Below are 17,319 nucleotides of genomic sequence, written 5' to 3'. Positions count from 1 at the left end.
AAAAAGAATAGGCTGTCAAAATAGACAGCCTAAAAAGTTCAACATATATGCTATATTAACAACAATATTTTTGCTTACGAAATTTTTGCACCGCTTTTAATATGTTCCATAGCAGTCAATAAACTTAAAACTTCTTTGTTTTCATTGTTACTATAAGCGGCAGTTAAAATCATGCCTTGCGATTCTACACCTCTTAATTTTCTCGGCGGTAAATTTGTTAAAACAACAACCTGTTTGCCAACTAAGTCTTTTGGGTTAAAAAATTCGGCTATACCTGAAACAATTTGGCGAGTTGACTCTTCACCAACATCAATTTTAAAACATAAAAGTTTATCGGCGTTCGGGTGTTGTTCTGCTTCCAAAATAGTTCCGATACGCAAATCAAGCTTTTGAAAATCACTAAAATCAAGATAAGATTCGGTTGATTTTAAAGTTTCGCTTTGAACATTGGCAACTTTTTTCTCTTTATTTGCTTTTGTTTTCCCTGTTGATCCAGTCGAGCCAGTCGAGCCAATCGAGCCAATTGAGTTATCTGGTTTAACAACATCTATACGCGGGAATAAATTGCAATTTGCCGCTAAATGAGAACCAACTTGCAAGCTTCCGAAACTTTCAATTTCGGCTTCTAAGTTAACTTGATTAATATCAAACTTAACCCCCAACAAACTTAACATTTCTTCCGCAGTTTCAGGCATAACAGCCCATAAATGCAAGCTTATCTTTCTCATATACTCAAGTAAAGTATATATAACCGTTCCAAGGCGAGGAATTTCTTGAGCTTTATGCAACACCCACGGGGCAGCACTGTCTATATACTTATTCAAAGCCCTCACTAGTTCCCATAATGCCTCAAGAGCGTTGGAAAAACGCAAGTTTTCAAACATGGTTTGAAAGTTTTGAAAAGAATTTTTTGCTAAAGAAGCAAGTTCAAGTTCAAGCTCGCCGTCTACAACTTTTTGCGGTAAAACCGAACCAAAATATTTAGCATTCATCGCCAAAACTCGGCTAAACAAATTCCCCAAATCATTCGCCAAATCAGCATTACGCCTACTAACTAAAGCTTCAATAGAAAAGCTCGCATCAGATCCAAAATGCATTTCTCTTAAAAGAAAATAACGAAAAGTCGCCAAACCATATTTATCAATCATATCTAACGGAGCAACAACATTTCCAAGAGATTTTGACATTTTAGTATCACGCACAAGCCAATAGCCATGCACGTTTAAATGTTTATAAATCGGAAGCTCGGCTGATTTTAACATACACGCCCAAAAAATAGCATGAGGTTTTAAAATATCTTTAGCCACTAAATGTTCGGCATTATTCCAAAATTCGTTAAACGCTTGTCCTTTTTCTCCGCCTAAGGCTGAAATATAACTTAATAACGCATCAAACCAGACATAACATACATAATTATTGTCAAAGGGCAGTTCAATTCCCCAACTTAAACGAGACTTTGGACGAGAGATACACAAGTCTTCCAAATCGCCACTATTCAACATGCTGAGAACTTCGTTGCGGTAACGTTCCGGACGTATAAAATCAGGATTTTCCTCAATATGTTTAACTAACCAATCTTGATATTTAGACATTTTGAAAAAATAGTTTTTTTCGCTAATATATTCGGGCTTAACTAAGTGTTGAGGGCAAGTTCCGTCTGCAAGTAATTCTTTTTCCGTATAAAAGCGTTCACAACCATAGCAATAATGCCCGCCATATTCTCCAAAATAAATATCACCTTTATCATAAACTTTTTGCAAAAATTCTTGCACGCATTTTTTATGTTTTTCACTACTGGTACGCACAAAAGCAGAGTTGTTTACTCCAAGCTTAGGTAAAATATCTTTAAATGCTTGGCTTATATTGTCTGTAAAAGTTTTAACATCAAGTTTTTCTTTTTCGGCGGCTTTTACGATTTTATCACCATGTTCATCTGAACCTGTTACCAAAAAAGTTTTTTCACCTTTAAGCTGATGAAAGCGACAAAGAGAATCAGCCAAAATACTGGTATAAGCATGTCCTAAGTGAGGTTTTGCGTTAACATAATAAATAGGAGTTGAAAGATAAAAATTTTTCATCGGATAATACCTTTAAAACTTTTTAGAGTAAAAATCTTTGTTCTTAAATAAAGCCCAAAAAGTTAAAACATAAAAAATAATAAATATTGGAAAAAACATAAGCCAAACCTACATTTTTTCCAATAAAACATTCATTAATTACTTATACTTGAGAACCATCTTCATAAACAACAGGTTTATTATTTTCATTTTCATCAGGCAACACGGTTGCTGTTCCTAACGCCAATAAAACAGGGCTGGCAACAAAGATTGATGATGCCGTTCCTATAAATACACCCATAAACATAACTAAAGCAAAGTCAAAAATTAAACTTCCGCCATAAATTAAAAGAGCCGATAAAACCAATAAAGTCGTCGCCGAAGTCAAAATAGTACGGCTTAAAGTTTGATTAACACTTTTATTAATAATTTCTTCCAGATTCAACTTTACTTTATTGTAAGTATTTTCACGGATATTTTCACGAATACGGTCAAAAACAATAATTGTATCGTTTAAAGAATAACCAACTAAGGTCAATAATGCCGCAATAGTAGTAAGGTCAAACTCAACGCCTAAAATTGACAAAAGACCAACGGTTATCAAAATATCGTGCAAAATTGAGACAATAGCTCCAAGTGCAAAGGTCAGCCGCAATTTAACACATAAACCAATGGTAATTAACAGAGCAAACAACACAAGCCAACTGATACTTACGTTAAATTGTGCCAAGATATATAAAACAGCAGATAAAGATACGGTCAATAAAGCCGCAATAGCCCATTTTTGTTCAAAACGCCCTGAGATATAAACTGCCATAAACAAAATAGAATAAAACATGGCTTCCAAGGCTTTGGCTCTTAAATCAGCCCCAACTTTAGGACCAACGACTTCCAAACGCTCTAAAATCGGGTGAGCATCAGCAAATTTGCTTGCAAAGGCGTTCGTAATATTTTGACGAACCTTATTACTATCTTCATTTTGAAAACTTGGAATACGAATAAGCCAAGTGTTATCTTCTTTAGCTCCAAAACTTTGAACAGTAAAACCCTCAGGAGCAGAACCTTTTAACGCCGCCTTGATTGCTTCGGCGTCAACGCTTTTATCAAGCTTAACTTGTGCAATAGCACCACCGGCAAAGTCTATTCCATAACGCAATCCACCGTTATATACTAAAGATATTATACCAATTAATAAAATAAAACCCGAAATAAAATATGAGATTCTGCGTAAGCGTACAAAATCAATATTTAGATTATTGGGAACCAAACTAAAAAATTTCATTATTTTGCTCCATAACTGCAATAGTTAACAGATAAACTTTATAAATTACTTTCATTAAATGCTGATTTTGCTATCGTCTTTTTTAACCCAAAGATCAAAAATAATATGTGCAACATAAACAGCAGTAAACATAGAAGCTAAAATACCAATACATAAAGTTACTGCAAACCCACGAATCGGTCCTGTTCCAAATTGATATAAAATCACAGCAGCTATGATTGTAGTCAGGTTTGAGTCAATAATCGTTACCGATGCCTTTGAAAAACCTTCTTTAACGGCCTCTAACGAACTTTTTCCCAAATTCAGCTCTTCTCTGATACGTTCAAAAATCAAAACGTTAGCATCAACCGCCATACCGAGAGTCAAGACAATGCCCGCTATACCCGGTAAGGTCAGAGTTGCACCAAAAATCGCCATACCTGCCAATAATAAAATTAAATCAAGACATAACATTAAATTAGCAATCAAACCGGAAGCTCTATAATAAACAGTCATAAAGACAACAACAAGCACAAAGCCAAGTATGGTCGCCTGAAGCCCTTTATCTATCGAATCTTGTCCAAGAGAAGGCCCTACGTTACGCTCTTCTAAAATAGTAACGGGAGCAGGCAAAGAACCGGCACGTAACACGAGTGCTAGGTCTGTAGCTTCAGGCACTGAAAAAGAGCCTGAAATTTGTGCTTTACCACCTTTAATAGGTTCATTAATTCTGGCTACGGAATAAACTTTATCATCTAAAACGATAGCTAAATAATGCCCTTTATATTCTGTTGTGATATGTTCAAATAAAGTAGCCCCGCTAGCATCAAAACTAATTTCAACAAGAGGTGCATTATTTCCACCCGGACGAGTATCAAAACCTTGTCTGGCGTCGGCGACACTCTTACCTGATAATAAAGTATCTTTATAAACAGTTACTGTTTCGCCTTGTTTTTGATTTTCGCCTCTCGAAGTAGCATAAGGCAAAACCTCTGTTGCTCCTAACCCGCTATCTGTCGGTGAAGCAACCAAACGAAATTCTAAAGCCGCTGTTCTTCCAATCAGTTCAACCGCTCTGGCGGGATCTTCAAGCCCCGGAAGTTGAATTTGAATACGTTGTGATTCGGCAAACTTTCTAATATCAGGTTCAGATACGCCAAACTCATCAATACGATTACGAATTGTTTTAAGAGCTTGGTCTAAGGTTAAATCGGCCAAACGACCACGCTCGGCATCAGAAAACTTAACAACATAACGTAAAGATTTTCCATCACCTACAACAGAGCTTGAAACAACCTCTATTGTCGGAAAATATTTTGTTAAAAGTTCAGACAAAGTATTTTTTGTGTCCTGATTCAGTAAAGTAAATTCGAGACTGCCATCAGGTAAAAGTTTTGGTTTTTGAACGACAATTTTTTCTTTGCGAGCTAAAACGATAAGCTCTCTACCATTTTGTAACAAAGAGTTTTCTATTGCTTTATCAACTCCAACTCCAAGCGTTAAGTGCATTCCGCCTTTAAGATCTAAGCCAAGATTAATACGGTTTGACGGAAAATATTGAATAAAAGATGAATTTTCCACACTCGAAAAAAATGGTAAAGCATATGCGGCAGCTGTAATTAAAATTACCAAACTAACGGCAATTCTAAAGCTCAGCTTGTTTGTCATAATAAACTCCTAACTCTAAATCTGTATGTATTTGTTAAATATATTAAAAATCAAAATAAGACCTTTGCAATATAACTATTTAAAATATATTACAAAGGTCTTATGATTATTCACATTTATTTTTTCTTGTCGCTTTCTTTACTAACCTTTGGAGTAGGAGCCGCCGCAATATAAGCACGCCCTACAGTAACAACAACTTTATTTCCAAGGTCAACAACAGCCAAATCACCTTTAATTTCTGTGATTTCGCCATACATTCCACCGGCAGTAATCACTTTATCGCCGACTTTTAAGGATGCCTGCATTTCTTTATATTCTTTATTCTTTTTTTGTTGCGGACGAATAATCAAAAAATAAAAAATCGCAAACATTAAAATTAAAGGAACAAAAGAGGCAAAACCACCTAAGCCCCCCTGAGCCGCAGCATCGCCACCGGCTCCGCCCATAGCACTAGCTACTTCAACAAACAACATAAAACCTCCATATATTTAACAAATAACTTTTTTACCAAAAAAATATTTCCAATAAAACAATCAACCTTTTGAGTTTATACCTTATCTGAAAAAGTTGCAAACATTCTTTAAACAAAAAATCGCTTAAAGGTTAAGTTTTTACCAAGATTCTTTTAAACCGACGGTACGATTAAATACAGATTTGTTCTGAGTTGAATCTTCATCTTTTCTAAAATAACCCAAGCGTTCAAACTGGACTATATCTCCAATTTCACGTTGATTTAAAGCCGGTTCGATATAAGCTTCGATTTTTTTCAAAGAATCTTGATTAATACAGGTTAAAAAGTCGTCTTCCGCACTCGGATTATCAACTTTAAACAAATAATCATAAAGCCTAACCTCGGCTTTAACGGCGTTCTCAGCTTCTACCCAATGTAGAGTGCCTTTTACTTTACGCCCGTCTTCAGACCAACCGCCTTTTGTTGCCGGATCATAAGTACAACGCAGTTCAACAATATCACCTTGTTCATTTTTTACTACACTTTGACAAACAATATAGTAAGCGTAACGCAAACGAACTTCTTTGCCCACAGATAAGCGGTGATATTTTTTCGGTGCTTCTTCTTTAAAGTCGTCTCTTTCTATAAAAAGAGTACGCCCAAAAGGAACTTTTCTCTTGCCTTTACTTTCATCTTCAGGGTCAAGCGGCATGTCAAACCATTCAACTTGCCCTTCGGGATAGTTTTCAATTACGACTTTAATCGGGTCAAGAACTGCCATAAGCCTAGGAGCAATAGCGTTTAAATGCTCTCGCATACAAAATTCCAACATGCTGTATTCAACCATATTGTCAGCTCTGGAGACGCCTATACGAGAACAAAAGTTACGTAAAGCTTCCGGCGTACATCCCCTGCGTCTTAAACCGCTTAAAGTCGGCATACGCGGATCGTCCCAACCGTTAACATGCTTTTCTTGTACAAGCTGAATGAGTTTACGTTTTGATAAAACCGTGCGTGTAATATTTAAACGAGCAAATTCTATTTGTTGCGAACGAAAAAGCTCAAGGTTTTCCAAAACCCAATCATATAATTCTCGGTTGTTTTCAAATTCCAAAGTACACAAAGAGTGAGTAACGCCCTCGTGAGAGTCAGATAAACAATGTGCAAAATCATACATAGGATAAATGCACCACTTATCACCTGTTCTATGGTGTGCAACTTTGCGAATGCGGTATAAAGTCGGGTCTCTCATAACCACATTAGGCGAACTCATATCTATTTTCGCTCTTAAAACATGAGTTCCGTCTTCAAACTCTCCATTACGCATACGCTTAAACAAATCAAGATTTTCTTCTATACTGCGATTGCGATAAGGGCTATTTTTTCCGGGTTCTTTTAGAGTTCCTCGATATGCCCTGATTTCATCGGCCGATAAACTATCAACATAAGCCTTGTCCATTTTAATTAAACGAACCGCCTGTTCATAAAAAAATTCAAAATAATCAGAGGCAAAAAACTCACGATCGTCCCAACTAAACCCTAACCACTTAACATCATTGCGAATAGAATCAACATATTCAACTTCTTCTTTTGTGGGGTTAGTATCATCAAGCCTCAAGTTGCATAAGCCGTTAAATTCATTGGCAACACCAAAATTCAAACAAATAGATTTAGCGTGTCCTAAATGTAGATAACCGTTTGGTTCAGGTGGAAAGCGGGTATGTAAACGCCCATTATTCTTTCCGTTTAACAAATCTGTTTGAATGCGAGTGCGAATAAAGTCAGAGGGTTGTTTTACGGCTGAATCTTTATTATTCTCATTTTCGATTATGCTATCTACATTCATCTTATTTACCTTATAACTTAATTAAGTTTTGATTTAATATTTCAAAAAAACTAAAATTCAATAACAAGTAATTTTTTATATAATTATTGATTATAATTAGTCAAATTTTCTATGCCTTCACTCGGAATTCCAACTATGCTCAATTTATTTTTTTCTGCCAACCTAATCGCTTCTTGAACATCAAAAAAAAGGCTCTTTCCCGCCTCATATCCTAACCCGGCATATTTATATTTGGTTAATAACTCAATTGTTTTTAAACCTAAAGCCGGAAGGTCGGTGCGTCCATCTTGGTTAGGTTTTAAGGTTTTTACCAAAACACAACCTTCACCAACAAGCTCGGCGGCTCGCTTGATAGTTGCATCAGTACCTTCTATAGCTTCAACAGCAATCACCATGCGTTCTTTGACGACTATCGCCTGTCCTATATCATAAGAGCCAATTCCCTTTAAGACAGACCAAGCATATTGCATTTCCTGTAAAACATGATCAGGTAAATTAGCGGTAAGTATGCCAACCGGAGCAAGCAAATCAGGAGATAAATCAGCCGCCTGAAAAAGTAGAAAATTATCAGCTTCAAGCTCTCTTACAACTAAAGACAATAAATCGTTATCTCCTCGCCTTGCAAGATTAAATAAAGCTTTAGCGGCTCGCCAATCAGGACGCAAATCAAGAGCTTTTGGTTTAGAAACCGCTCCTGCCATGCAAATATTCACCACATTATGTTTTTTAAAAAAATTCACTAAAGCAGTTAACTGCCCTAAATGTATCATTTTAAAAGCATCAGCCTCTTTGGCAATCAAGGGGTCTGTATGCCCGACAAAGCCTGTCATAACTACTTTAAGCCCTCTGGCATGTGCCGCTCTTGCTACTAAAACAGGAAACTGACCACCACCGGCAATAATTCCAACAACAGGACTTTGTTTAAAAATATCCATAACTATCAGGTTAGTTTAATAATTTATAAAAAATACACGATTAAGAAGCAAATATCTATAAATAAGCGATTTAAACATATTTTATTTTTATCCGTCAAAAAAACCGCTGGCTAAAAACAAAATAAATCAAGCTTAATCACTATTTTTAGACTGTTCAAAAGTTGAGAGAACTCCACGCTCACTCAAACGAACAAAGTTAACAAAATTAATTACTTCTTGATGTTGTCCATATTCCTTTTCTATTTGGTCAAGGGCTTCACTTCTGCTTAAATCAGACTTCCAAAACATACGAAAAACGTTTTTCATTATGCTAACAAGCTCTTGACTTGCTCCCATACGTTTTAAACCGACCAAATTAGGCGACTGCACCCCGCCTCTATTGCCTATAGCAAGCATATAAGGAGGCAAATCTTGAGCAATTCCTGTCTTTCCGCCAACGAAAGCATGCGTACCAATTCTGACAAACTGGTGAACGGCCGAAAGACCGCTTAAAATAACAAAGTCATCAACCTGAACGTGCCCTGCTAAAGTTGCACAGTTTGACATAATAATATTGTTTCCAAGCTGACAGTCGTGGGCAACATGAGTATAAGCCATAAAAAGATTATTATCGCCTACTTTGGTGGAAAAACTTCCAAGCTCCGTACCACGGCTCAGCGTTGAAAATTCTCTGATGTTATTATTATTGCCTATTTCCAACCAACTTTCTTCACCATGAAATTTTAAATCTTGAGGTTCAACACCAATGCAGGCATAGGAATGAACACGATTTTTTTCGCCCATACGAGTATAGGACTTAACAGAAGCATGTGCGTCTATCTTTGAATTTTTGCCAATAAAAACATTGGCTTCGATAATGGCATAAGGTCCAACCTCTACACCTTCCGCCAATTCTGCTTTTGGGTCAACTATCGCACTTGGGTGAATTTTTGTACTCATTAAACACCTTCTCGATCAACAATTGCAGCAGTTAATTCAGCATCAGCAGCGAGTTGACCATCTACATAAGCTTTACATTCCATTTTCCAAAAGATCATTTTTTGACGTAACAAACGAGCATGCAAATCTAAACGATCTCCGGGAACAACCTGCCTGCGAAAACGAACTTTATCTATAGCCGAAAAGAGAAAAAGTTTATCAGTCGGCACACTTTCCATGCTCTTTAAAACCATAAGCCCACCGGTTTGAGCCAAGGCTTCTACAATTAAAACCCCCGGCATAACGGGGAAACCCGGAAAATGTCCTTGGAAAAAAGGTTCGTTATAAGTAACATGTTTAAAGGCCTTAATACTCTCACCCTGTACAAAGTCAGTAACTCTATCAACAAGCAAAAAAGGATAACGATGAGGTAAAAGCCTTAAAATTTCTTTTAAGTCAAAATCAGGAAAAGGTTTAACAAGTTCGCTCATATATTCACCATATTAAAAATTTTATAAGTTACATAAACAGTATTTATAAAAATGAATTTATTTATTATTACTGATAAAAAACAAAAACACAAGAGTAGAAAATTTTATTTATTTGCCAAAGTTTGGACAAGAGCCTTTAACTCGGCAACCTCTTTTTCTAAACCCTTTATTTTATTATACATCTCAGGAAGCTTTGGAGCGATGATTGCGTTTCTTAAAAAATCTCTTTTATCCATAGCCGGGCTACCGCCAACAACGCTATTGGAAGGAATATCTTTAGCAACTCCTGATTGCGGACCTACGGTAACATCATCGCCAATTGACAAATGCCCCGACAAACCGGCTTGCCCGGCCAAGGTTACCCTATTGCCAACTTTTGTACTGCCGGAAATACCAACAAGGGCAACAATCAAACAGGCGTTTCCGATTTTGCAGTTATGCCCTATTTGAACAAGGTTATCAATTTTCGTGTCATCTCCGACTGTGGTATAATCCAAAGCAGCACGGTCAATAGTTGCATTTGCACCTATTTCAACCCTTTTTCCGATTGAAACCTTACCAATCTGAGGAATTTTAAAAATATTATCCCCATTCGGAACAAAGCCAAAACCATCAGCCCCCAACACAACACCGCCCTGAATAATCGAATCAGAACCAAGTTCAACCGAAGCCATCAACACGGCATTGGGATAAATAATACAATTATCTCCAACCTTGCAATCTTCACCTATATACACGCCTGAAAAAAGACAAGAACCTTTGCCTATTTTTGCCTTGGCACCAACATAAGCAAAAGGATATACGGTAACATCTTCCGCAAGCTCAGCCTCAGGGTGAATATAAGCTTGTGGGCTGATTCCTTGAAAAGACCCTTGTGGTTTGGAAAAAAATGTTAAAAGTTTGGCAAAATCAAAATAAGGGTTAGAACTAATAATAGCTCTTTTAACCAGATGAGCATATTCGGGAGAAATTACGACAGCCCCGGCTTTTGTTGTTTCAATAGAAGAGATATATTTAGGATTAGCCAAAAAACTTATATCCTGTGGTCCGGCAACTTCAAGAGTATTTAATCCGGTAATAATACAGTCGTCGCCTTTAAGTTCTAGCCCCATTTTATCGGCAATAAATTTAAGTGTAAATTCCATCATCACCCTCTATATTCTTGCATTTATACAGTTTTATCATAAAAAATGGTCGGCAACCCATAAAAAGGCGTTAGCCGACCAAAATTTAAAGCTCTGCTTTTAAAAAAGCTTACTTTTTAGGCTTTGCATTTGCACTTGGCAACGCAGGGATTCCGCTAGTTTTATAGATTTTGTTTGCTTCGTCTAAAACAGCTTGAGTAACGTCAACGCTCTTATCAGCATGAAGAACACCGGCACTCATACCGTCCATGATAACAGTATAACTTTTGGCATTTCCAATTTCTTGAACGGCTTTAACGATAAGCAAAGTAATGTCTTGACGAGCTTTCATTTCTGCTTGCTCTACTCTACGCAAGAAGCTTCTAGCCTTATCTTCGTAGTCGCGTTTCATGCGGATAAATTGGGTTCTTTTGTCCTCTCTGGCTTCAGGAGTCATTTTATCACCACTTTTTTGCATTTCTTCAGCACGACGTTTCAATTCAGCTTCTTGTTTTTCAATTGCTGTTTTTTCAGCGGAAAACTGATCTTGCATTTTTTTCTGAACAGCTTTAGCGGCATCACACTGAGTCGCAACGTACTGCATATTAAAAATACCAAGTTTAAGCTCTGCTGCAAAAACAGGTGCGGCAAAAAGCATTACTCCTGCGAGAGCAAGAAAAAAACACTTAACCATAATATATAGCTCCTTGTTATAAGTCTAAAGTATATTTTAGACTTTAAATAAATTTGTATCCATTAAGCAAATAAAAGACATTGTTGTTTATATTATAGTTATCACGATAAAAAGTCTAGACTTTTTTCGTAAAACTAACTTTTTATATATCGCACTTACTTATTAGTCAAGGTTATTTCAGCCTATTTTTTAGTTTTTTAAAATAAACGATTAACGTTGAGCAATATTTGTAATATTTTTTTTATAAATCATTATAGCATTAGCTATACCATCTGTTATCTTTTGTAAATATAAATCATTTTTTAATAATTCAAGGTCATTAGAATTAGTTAAATATCCGGCTTCCACCAAAACCGCCGGCATTTTTGCCCCCATCAAAACATAAAACGGGGCTGACCTTACTCCGTTATCAGAAACCTTTAAATTACCGCCCCTAACACTAGTTTTCATATTTTCCAAGACAAGTTTTGCAATATCTCGCGACTCACTCAACTTTGAACCCAACATAAAATCAGCCAAAATTGCTTGTAAATCACTTATTTTCCCTATGCTCACTCCGTTTTCTCTTGCCGCAACTTTAATCGCCCCGCTATTGCTGGCTACGTCAAGATAATAAGTTTCAATACCGGAAACCTGAGAGTCGGGATTCGCATTTATATGGAGTGAAACAAATAAGTCGACCTTTTTGGAGTTAGCGAACATAGGTCTTTTTTGTAAGGGAATAAAAACATCTTTATCTCGACTATAAACTACTTTAAACCCCATTTTAGTAAGCTTTTCCCCTAGTTTTTTTGCCATATTTAAAACAATCTTCTTTTCCGTTAACCCGTTACCAACCGCTCCCGGGTCTTTACCGCCGTGTCCGGCATCAATCATAATGGTTTTTATATCCAGTCCAAGCTGTTCTACCAGTCTTGTTGGCACAGGGCTATTCCCTTTTGAATCAACTTTTGGATCAACCTTTGGCTCAGTGTTTTTCTCTTTTTGTTCTTCAAGTTTTGTATTTTTTTTAGAGACATTCTCTTTTGCTACGTTAACCGCATTAACCGCAGTTAAAGAAGAAAGCTGCTTTTGTGCCTTGCCATACATATCACCTTTTTTTGACAAGCTTAAAATAGAAGAAAAATGTACTTTGGCAGTGTCCACTTGCTTTAATTTATCTTTAAAAATCAGAGCGGCAGAATATAAAGCATCATCAGCCAAGCTATTCTCAGGAAAGTTTTTTTCCAACAACAAATAACTAGTGGCTACCTGTTCCCAATCAGCGTTTTTTTGAGTACGCAAAGCCAAAGACTCGTAAGCCTTGGCTGCTTGATATAAAGCTTTTGGAGCAACTTCTCCGTTTGGTGCGGTTAAATATGCCTGATAAAAATCTTCGGCAAGCTTCTTCCAAACTTCATTTTTAACAGCTTTACTATTTTTTGTTTGTGTTTCTTTCCACTCTTTTACTGCCTGAGCATAAAGTTTTTGGGCTTTATCCGGATCAGGCTCGTTATTTACTGTTGTTTTATTTTCTTGAATATTTGGCTTAACTGTATTTTTTTGATCATTTTTTGAATTATTTAAAAGCTCGGTATGAAGAGCTTCAAATTTATCATTAGTAGTTGGAATAACAGGGTTCGCCACTTTAGGCTTATCTTTTTTTATTTTTTCCAACTCTGACTTGGCATTATCAACAAATTCCGATTTTTTATATTTTGCAATAATTAGTTCAAAATCTTTTTGAGCTGCCGTTTCACTATTTAAAGCAAGCAACAACAACCCTCGGGAATATAAGGCGTTATCAATAAATTCACTTTTCGGATAACGCTTTATAAACTCATTAAATAAAGATATTGCTTTTTTAACATCTTGAGACGCACGAGTATATTGGGACAAACTTTCAGCGATTTTCGCTTGTTGAAACAATGACTTAGTAGCAAGAGCTTTATCATTGCTTCTATTTAACTCGTCAAAGTCGTTAATAATTTTTTCCCAGTTATGTCTAAAACGAACTTTATCTTTGTTTGCTTTTAGCTTATTATATTCCACCAACAAAGCATCATATTTTTTCGTCGCGGAATTATTGGGTGCAGCAAAAGCAGCTTGAAAAAAAATAGAACAAAAAAGTCCTTGAACAAGCAAGATAACCACAAAGTTTATCAAAAACGGTTTAATATAAAAATGTTTATTGTTTATCATCAATAAAATCTCAATTCAAAAATCTTATATATTTATACAAGTAAAGTAAGAGAAAAAATAAAGCACAATACTTTATAAAATATCTAGACTATTTTTTAAAAGAATACAAGTATTGTTTCAAAAGTAAGACCTAAAATTTTTAACCAAAATGAGACTATTGTGAATAGTCTTCACACAAAACACATTTAATATTAACGGAATAAAAACAAGTCAAAAATTTATTTTATACAGGCAACAACCAGAAAATTTAATCAAAAGGACACCTTGCTTAATTTATGCAAACAGAAAGTATAATGCAAAATCATTGGTCAAACAACCTTTTATCATATCGCAATCAATCAAACGTTACGCTCGGCGTTCTTTTACTTGCCGTAATTATCTCATTTTCGCTAAGTTTAAGTTTAAGAATGTATGAACTGAATGTTTGGAACAACAGTGAATATATGATAGAAGGCGAACACTTACTCTCAACACACGACGCTTATCACTGGATAGCCGGTGCCGAAGATTTTGAATTTGGCAAAGGACACCCCATGTCTTTGCTCGCCAAATATGCAACAACAATCACAAAACTTCCAACAGCCGAGGTCGCTTTTTGGCTTGTTCCAATTTTAGCAAGTCTTATCGCCGTTGCAATAACTTTATGGGGGGCTGTGCTTGGCTATCCTTTTGCCGGAATGGGTGCCGGAATAATCTGTTCTTTATCTCCAAGTTTTTTTGGACGTACAACTCTTGGAAGCTATGATACTGACCTAATTACTCTTTTATTTGCGGTTCTTCTTCCTTTAATTCCCGCCTATTGGTTAAAAAAGTATATTGATTCCCCTTTTTCCATTGCTTTACGTTTATTATCATCATTAAAATTGAAAAACAGCTCTCAAAAACCTGATATAATAACCGAACACAAAGACGGTATCGGAATTTACTTTTTACTGTTTTTGGGGGGTTTTTTAGGTTATTGGTCTCAAGACTGGCACTCTTTGTTTGTATACCTCACAAGATTTTTTGCTTTATTTACTCCGCTTTTTATCCTTGTTTTCGCCCGTCCCAATACTAAAAAGTCATTATTACTAAAAGCTCTTTTATTTTCGTTGCCTTTAAGCAATGCTTTTTATGGCGGTATTTTGGGTGGTTGCCTCTTATTATTTATCTTGCTTTATCAATATTATAACAAGCAAGCATACAAACAAAATTCAACGTTAAACAAGTTTTTAATGATTTTATTTAAACCTGAAAAGAAAATCAAATATTTCTATTTTTTTATAACAGCCCTGCTTTGGCTAGCTGTTGCTATATTCTGCCTAAGCGAAGCCGTATGGAATGATTTTTACGCCTCAATAATGAGTTATATAAAGCACACTCCGACAACAACCAATATTAACAACCCTGTTTTGCCATATCCTGCAGTAACTCAGTCAATAGTAGAAGTGCATGATATAAAATTCAAAGAACTTTTAACCTATCTACACCCCTGGACTTTTATGGTTGTAAGCGGTTTAATACTATTTATTGTACTGCTTATTTTTTACCCCAGTCTTATTTTTTTAATTCCTTTGTTGGCAATTTCTTTATCAAGCTTAAAGCTTGGCGGAAGAATGGGTATGTTCGGTGCCCCAATTATCAGCCTCGGTTTTTTTGTCGGGTCGGCAAGCTTGCTTTCTTTTATCAGCTATATGTTTAAAACATCATTTTCTAAATCTTTGGGGCTTTTAACCGCCCTGATTATAAGCCTATTCCTTTCTTTACCTATAGTAAACAAAACATCACAAATCAGCCTAGGACCTTCAATTTCCAGAGAAACCGCAGAAGCCTTAATTTTTATCAAAAAAAATACAGCTCCTAACAGCTTTGTTTGGATCTGGTGGGACTGGGGTTATGCCGCACACCATTTTGCCAAACGCTATACAATTGCAGACGGAGCAAGACATAGCGGAACGTCTCTATATCTTCCCGCTTTGGTCTATAGTACGGAAAACCCTTTTTTAGCTCGCCAAATTATTAAATATACCGCCAAGCTCAATAATGCTCCCTATACTACTATGAATTCCATGACTCCGGAACAAATCCACTCCCTATTGGAAGAGCTTGAAAACTCACCACCGATTAATGCCCCGGTTGAACAATATGGAGAGCAATATCTCGTTGTTAATTTTGACCTTATTCCTATCTCTCATTGGATTTCATATTTTGGAACTTGGGATTTTAAAACTCAAAAAGGAAAAGATTATCTTGTCAACAATCTCAATAAAAACATTACATATAACTTCGACTCGGGAATAATAGTACACCCAACCTTACAACCGGTTTACGCCGCCAGTATTGATATTTTTACACCGGAAAAAGTAGAAAGAAAAAACTATTTCCGAATCACCGAAAAACACTTTATATTAAACACAAAAACACAAGAAAAAATTATCGTAAGCTCTGAGATATATAATACCTTGATGGTTCAACTGCTTTTATCGGAACCAAACGATCCAAGATTCAGCCCTTATTTTGAACTTGTCTTTGACAATACTTTCACCAGAGTTTTTAGAGTAAAATAACTTTTTTCACAACTACTTCACAACAAGCCTTTATGTATGACAAAAAATACATAAAGGCTTGTTGTTTTTTATTACAAACATATAAAAGTTTATTAATACACAAGCCTCAAATTGATACAAAAAAATAAATATAAAAAATACACTTCTTTTAGGCTTAAGATACAAACAAAATAAATAAATTTTTACAATAGCTTAAGTGCGTAAAAATAAAAAGACAAAGAAGTTTTACCCATTATTTTTTTACACCTAGACATTACTATGAAATCATAGTAAGAATTTAATTAGTTTTAGGCTAATTGTATATTAATTCACAATAGCCCATTAAATCAAACAACATATAAAATAAGGAGAAAAAATATGAGTCTTAGTTATGCAGAAGCACAAAAGATTTTAATGGACGAATTTCGTCTATATCACCACCCTATTGCCTTAACTTTTCTTTTCGACGATGCATCAATAGAAGAATTTAAGGATAAACATGATGTTTACCTCCCTGTAAAACCAATGACTTTTTGTCAATGGGAAGTTTCAGCTCGAATGAAAGCTCAAACAGTACTTGGAACTCCTGATAAATTAGCTTGTTCCAACGGGAAAGTTAGCTTTGGCTGGAAAGATATCGATGATGATGAAATTAAAACTCAAATGAAATATGTGCGTAATTTTGAACAAGCTAAAAAGTTTTCTCTTTCTAAACCACGTCTTCCTCTCGGAAAATTAAAGGCTCTTGGTGTTGGCCCTTTAGGCGATGCTAAAATGCCGCCTAGTACTGTACACTTTTATTGCGACAATATGCAATCATATCACTTAGCTATAGACTGGATGGCAGCAACAGACATTCACCCTTTACATGCTAATATAACCATGAGTTCTTCGGCTTGTGGCGGAAATGTATATTCCTATCTTAACAAACATGCCAATATTTTACCGGCATGTTCAGGTAGCTATAACTCCGGAAAAACAGAACGCGGCGAAGTCAACGTTATAATTCCCGGAGAACATATATTGATGACAGTCGAACGTTTGCTTGAGCGTAAACGCAATTTGGGTTCAAGCTCAATTACAAGACCCGGAGATCCGTTCCCGGGTGCTGACGTTTGTAAAAACTGTCCTCTACTGATTTTCAAAAAAGACAAAGGAGATGAATAAT

13 protein-coding genes are annotated in these 17,319 nt (G+C 35.9%); 2 read left to right on the top strand and 11 right to left on the bottom strand.

Annotated features, from left to right (window positions below; all coding sequences use genetic code 11):
- Positions 1–74 precede the first annotated feature (74 nt).
- From metG to BT999_RS05405, 11 genes are all read right to left on the bottom strand, one after another.
- The gene (metG, locus tag BT999_RS05455) at positions 75–2,078 is read right to left on the bottom strand and encodes a methionine--tRNA ligase (RefSeq protein WP_072696764.1); all 2,004 of its coding nucleotides are present in this window, start codon (positions 2,076–2,078) and stop codon (positions 75–77) included.
- 142 nt (positions 2,079–2,220) lie between these two features.
- On the bottom strand, positions 2,221–3,339 hold the full coding sequence (gene secF, locus BT999_RS05450) for a protein translocase subunit SecF (RefSeq protein ID WP_072696763.1): 1,119 nt from the start codon (positions 3,337–3,339) through the stop codon (positions 2,221–2,223).
- Positions 3,340–3,393: 54 nt separating this feature from the next.
- Positions 3,394–4,986: a protein translocase subunit SecD gene (gene secD, locus BT999_RS05445; RefSeq protein WP_072696762.1), complete on the bottom strand. Its 1,593-nt coding sequence runs from the start codon at positions 4,984–4,986 to the stop codon at positions 3,394–3,396.
- A 116-nt stretch (positions 4,987–5,102) separates the two neighbouring features.
- Entirely contained in the window at positions 5,103–5,459 is a 357-nt protein-coding gene (gene yajC / locus BT999_RS05440; protein ID WP_143145499.1) for a preprotein translocase subunit YajC, read from the bottom strand.
- A gap of 138 nt (positions 5,460–5,597) precedes the next feature.
- Positions 5,598–7,283, bottom strand: coding sequence for a glutamine--tRNA ligase/YqeY domain fusion protein (locus tag BT999_RS05435; protein WP_084650608.1), 1,686 nt, complete (start codon positions 7,281–7,283; stop codon positions 5,598–5,600).
- A gap of 83 nt (positions 7,284–7,366) precedes the next feature.
- The gene (locus BT999_RS05430) at positions 7,367–8,218 is read right to left on the bottom strand and encodes an LpxI family protein (protein WP_072696761.1); all 852 of its coding nucleotides are present in this window, start codon (positions 8,216–8,218) and stop codon (positions 7,367–7,369) included.
- A gap of 132 nt (positions 8,219–8,350) precedes the next feature.
- On the bottom strand, positions 8,351–9,157 hold the full coding sequence (lpxA, locus tag BT999_RS05425; RefSeq protein ID WP_072696760.1) for an acyl-ACP--UDP-N-acetylglucosamine O-acyltransferase: 807 nt from the start codon (positions 9,155–9,157) through the stop codon (positions 8,351–8,353).
- Entirely contained in the window at positions 9,157–9,627 is a 471-nt protein-coding gene (gene fabZ, locus BT999_RS05420) for a 3-hydroxyacyl-ACP dehydratase FabZ (protein ID WP_072696759.1), read from the bottom strand. Before fabZ ends, lpxA begins: the two co-directional genes overlap by 1 nt.
- A gap of 104 nt (positions 9,628–9,731) precedes the next feature.
- Positions 9,732–10,775, bottom strand: coding sequence for a UDP-3-O-(3-hydroxymyristoyl)glucosamine N-acyltransferase (gene lpxD, locus BT999_RS05415; RefSeq protein WP_072696758.1), 1,044 nt, complete (start codon positions 10,773–10,775; stop codon positions 9,732–9,734).
- A gap of 106 nt (positions 10,776–10,881) precedes the next feature.
- On the bottom strand, positions 10,882–11,445 hold the full coding sequence (locus BT999_RS05410) for an OmpH/Skp family outer membrane protein (protein WP_072696757.1): 564 nt from the start codon (positions 11,443–11,445) through the stop codon (positions 10,882–10,884).
- Between the two features lie 210 nt (positions 11,446–11,655).
- Entirely contained in the window at positions 11,656–13,626 is a 1,971-nt protein-coding gene (locus tag BT999_RS05405) for an N-acetylmuramoyl-L-alanine amidase (RefSeq protein WP_072696756.1), read from the bottom strand.
- A 275-nt stretch (positions 13,627–13,901) separates the two neighbouring features.
- On the opposite strand from BT999_RS05405, the gene BT999_RS05400 reads away from it, so the two are divergent.
- Together BT999_RS05400 and BT999_RS05395 are read left to right on the top strand one after the other, a co-directional pair.
- On the top strand, positions 13,902–16,172 hold the full coding sequence (locus BT999_RS05400; RefSeq protein ID WP_072696755.1) for an STT3 domain-containing protein: 2,271 nt from the start codon (positions 13,902–13,904) through the stop codon (positions 16,170–16,172).
- A 357-nt stretch (positions 16,173–16,529) separates the two neighbouring features.
- Positions 16,530–17,318 carry a DUF169 domain-containing protein gene (locus tag BT999_RS05395; protein ID WP_072696754.1) on the top strand — a complete coding sequence of 263 codons (789 nt, stop codon included), beginning with the start codon at positions 16,530–16,532 and terminating at the stop codon, positions 17,316–17,318.
- Position 17,319 lies beyond the last annotated feature (1 nt).

Source organism: Desulfovibrio litoralis DSM 11393, from assembly GCF_900143255.1.
Classification (GTDB): domain Bacteria; phylum Desulfobacterota; class Desulfovibrionia; order Desulfovibrionales; family Desulfovibrionaceae; genus Frigididesulfovibrio_A; species Frigididesulfovibrio_A litoralis.
This window is presented reverse-complemented; position numbering and strand designations above follow the sequence as displayed.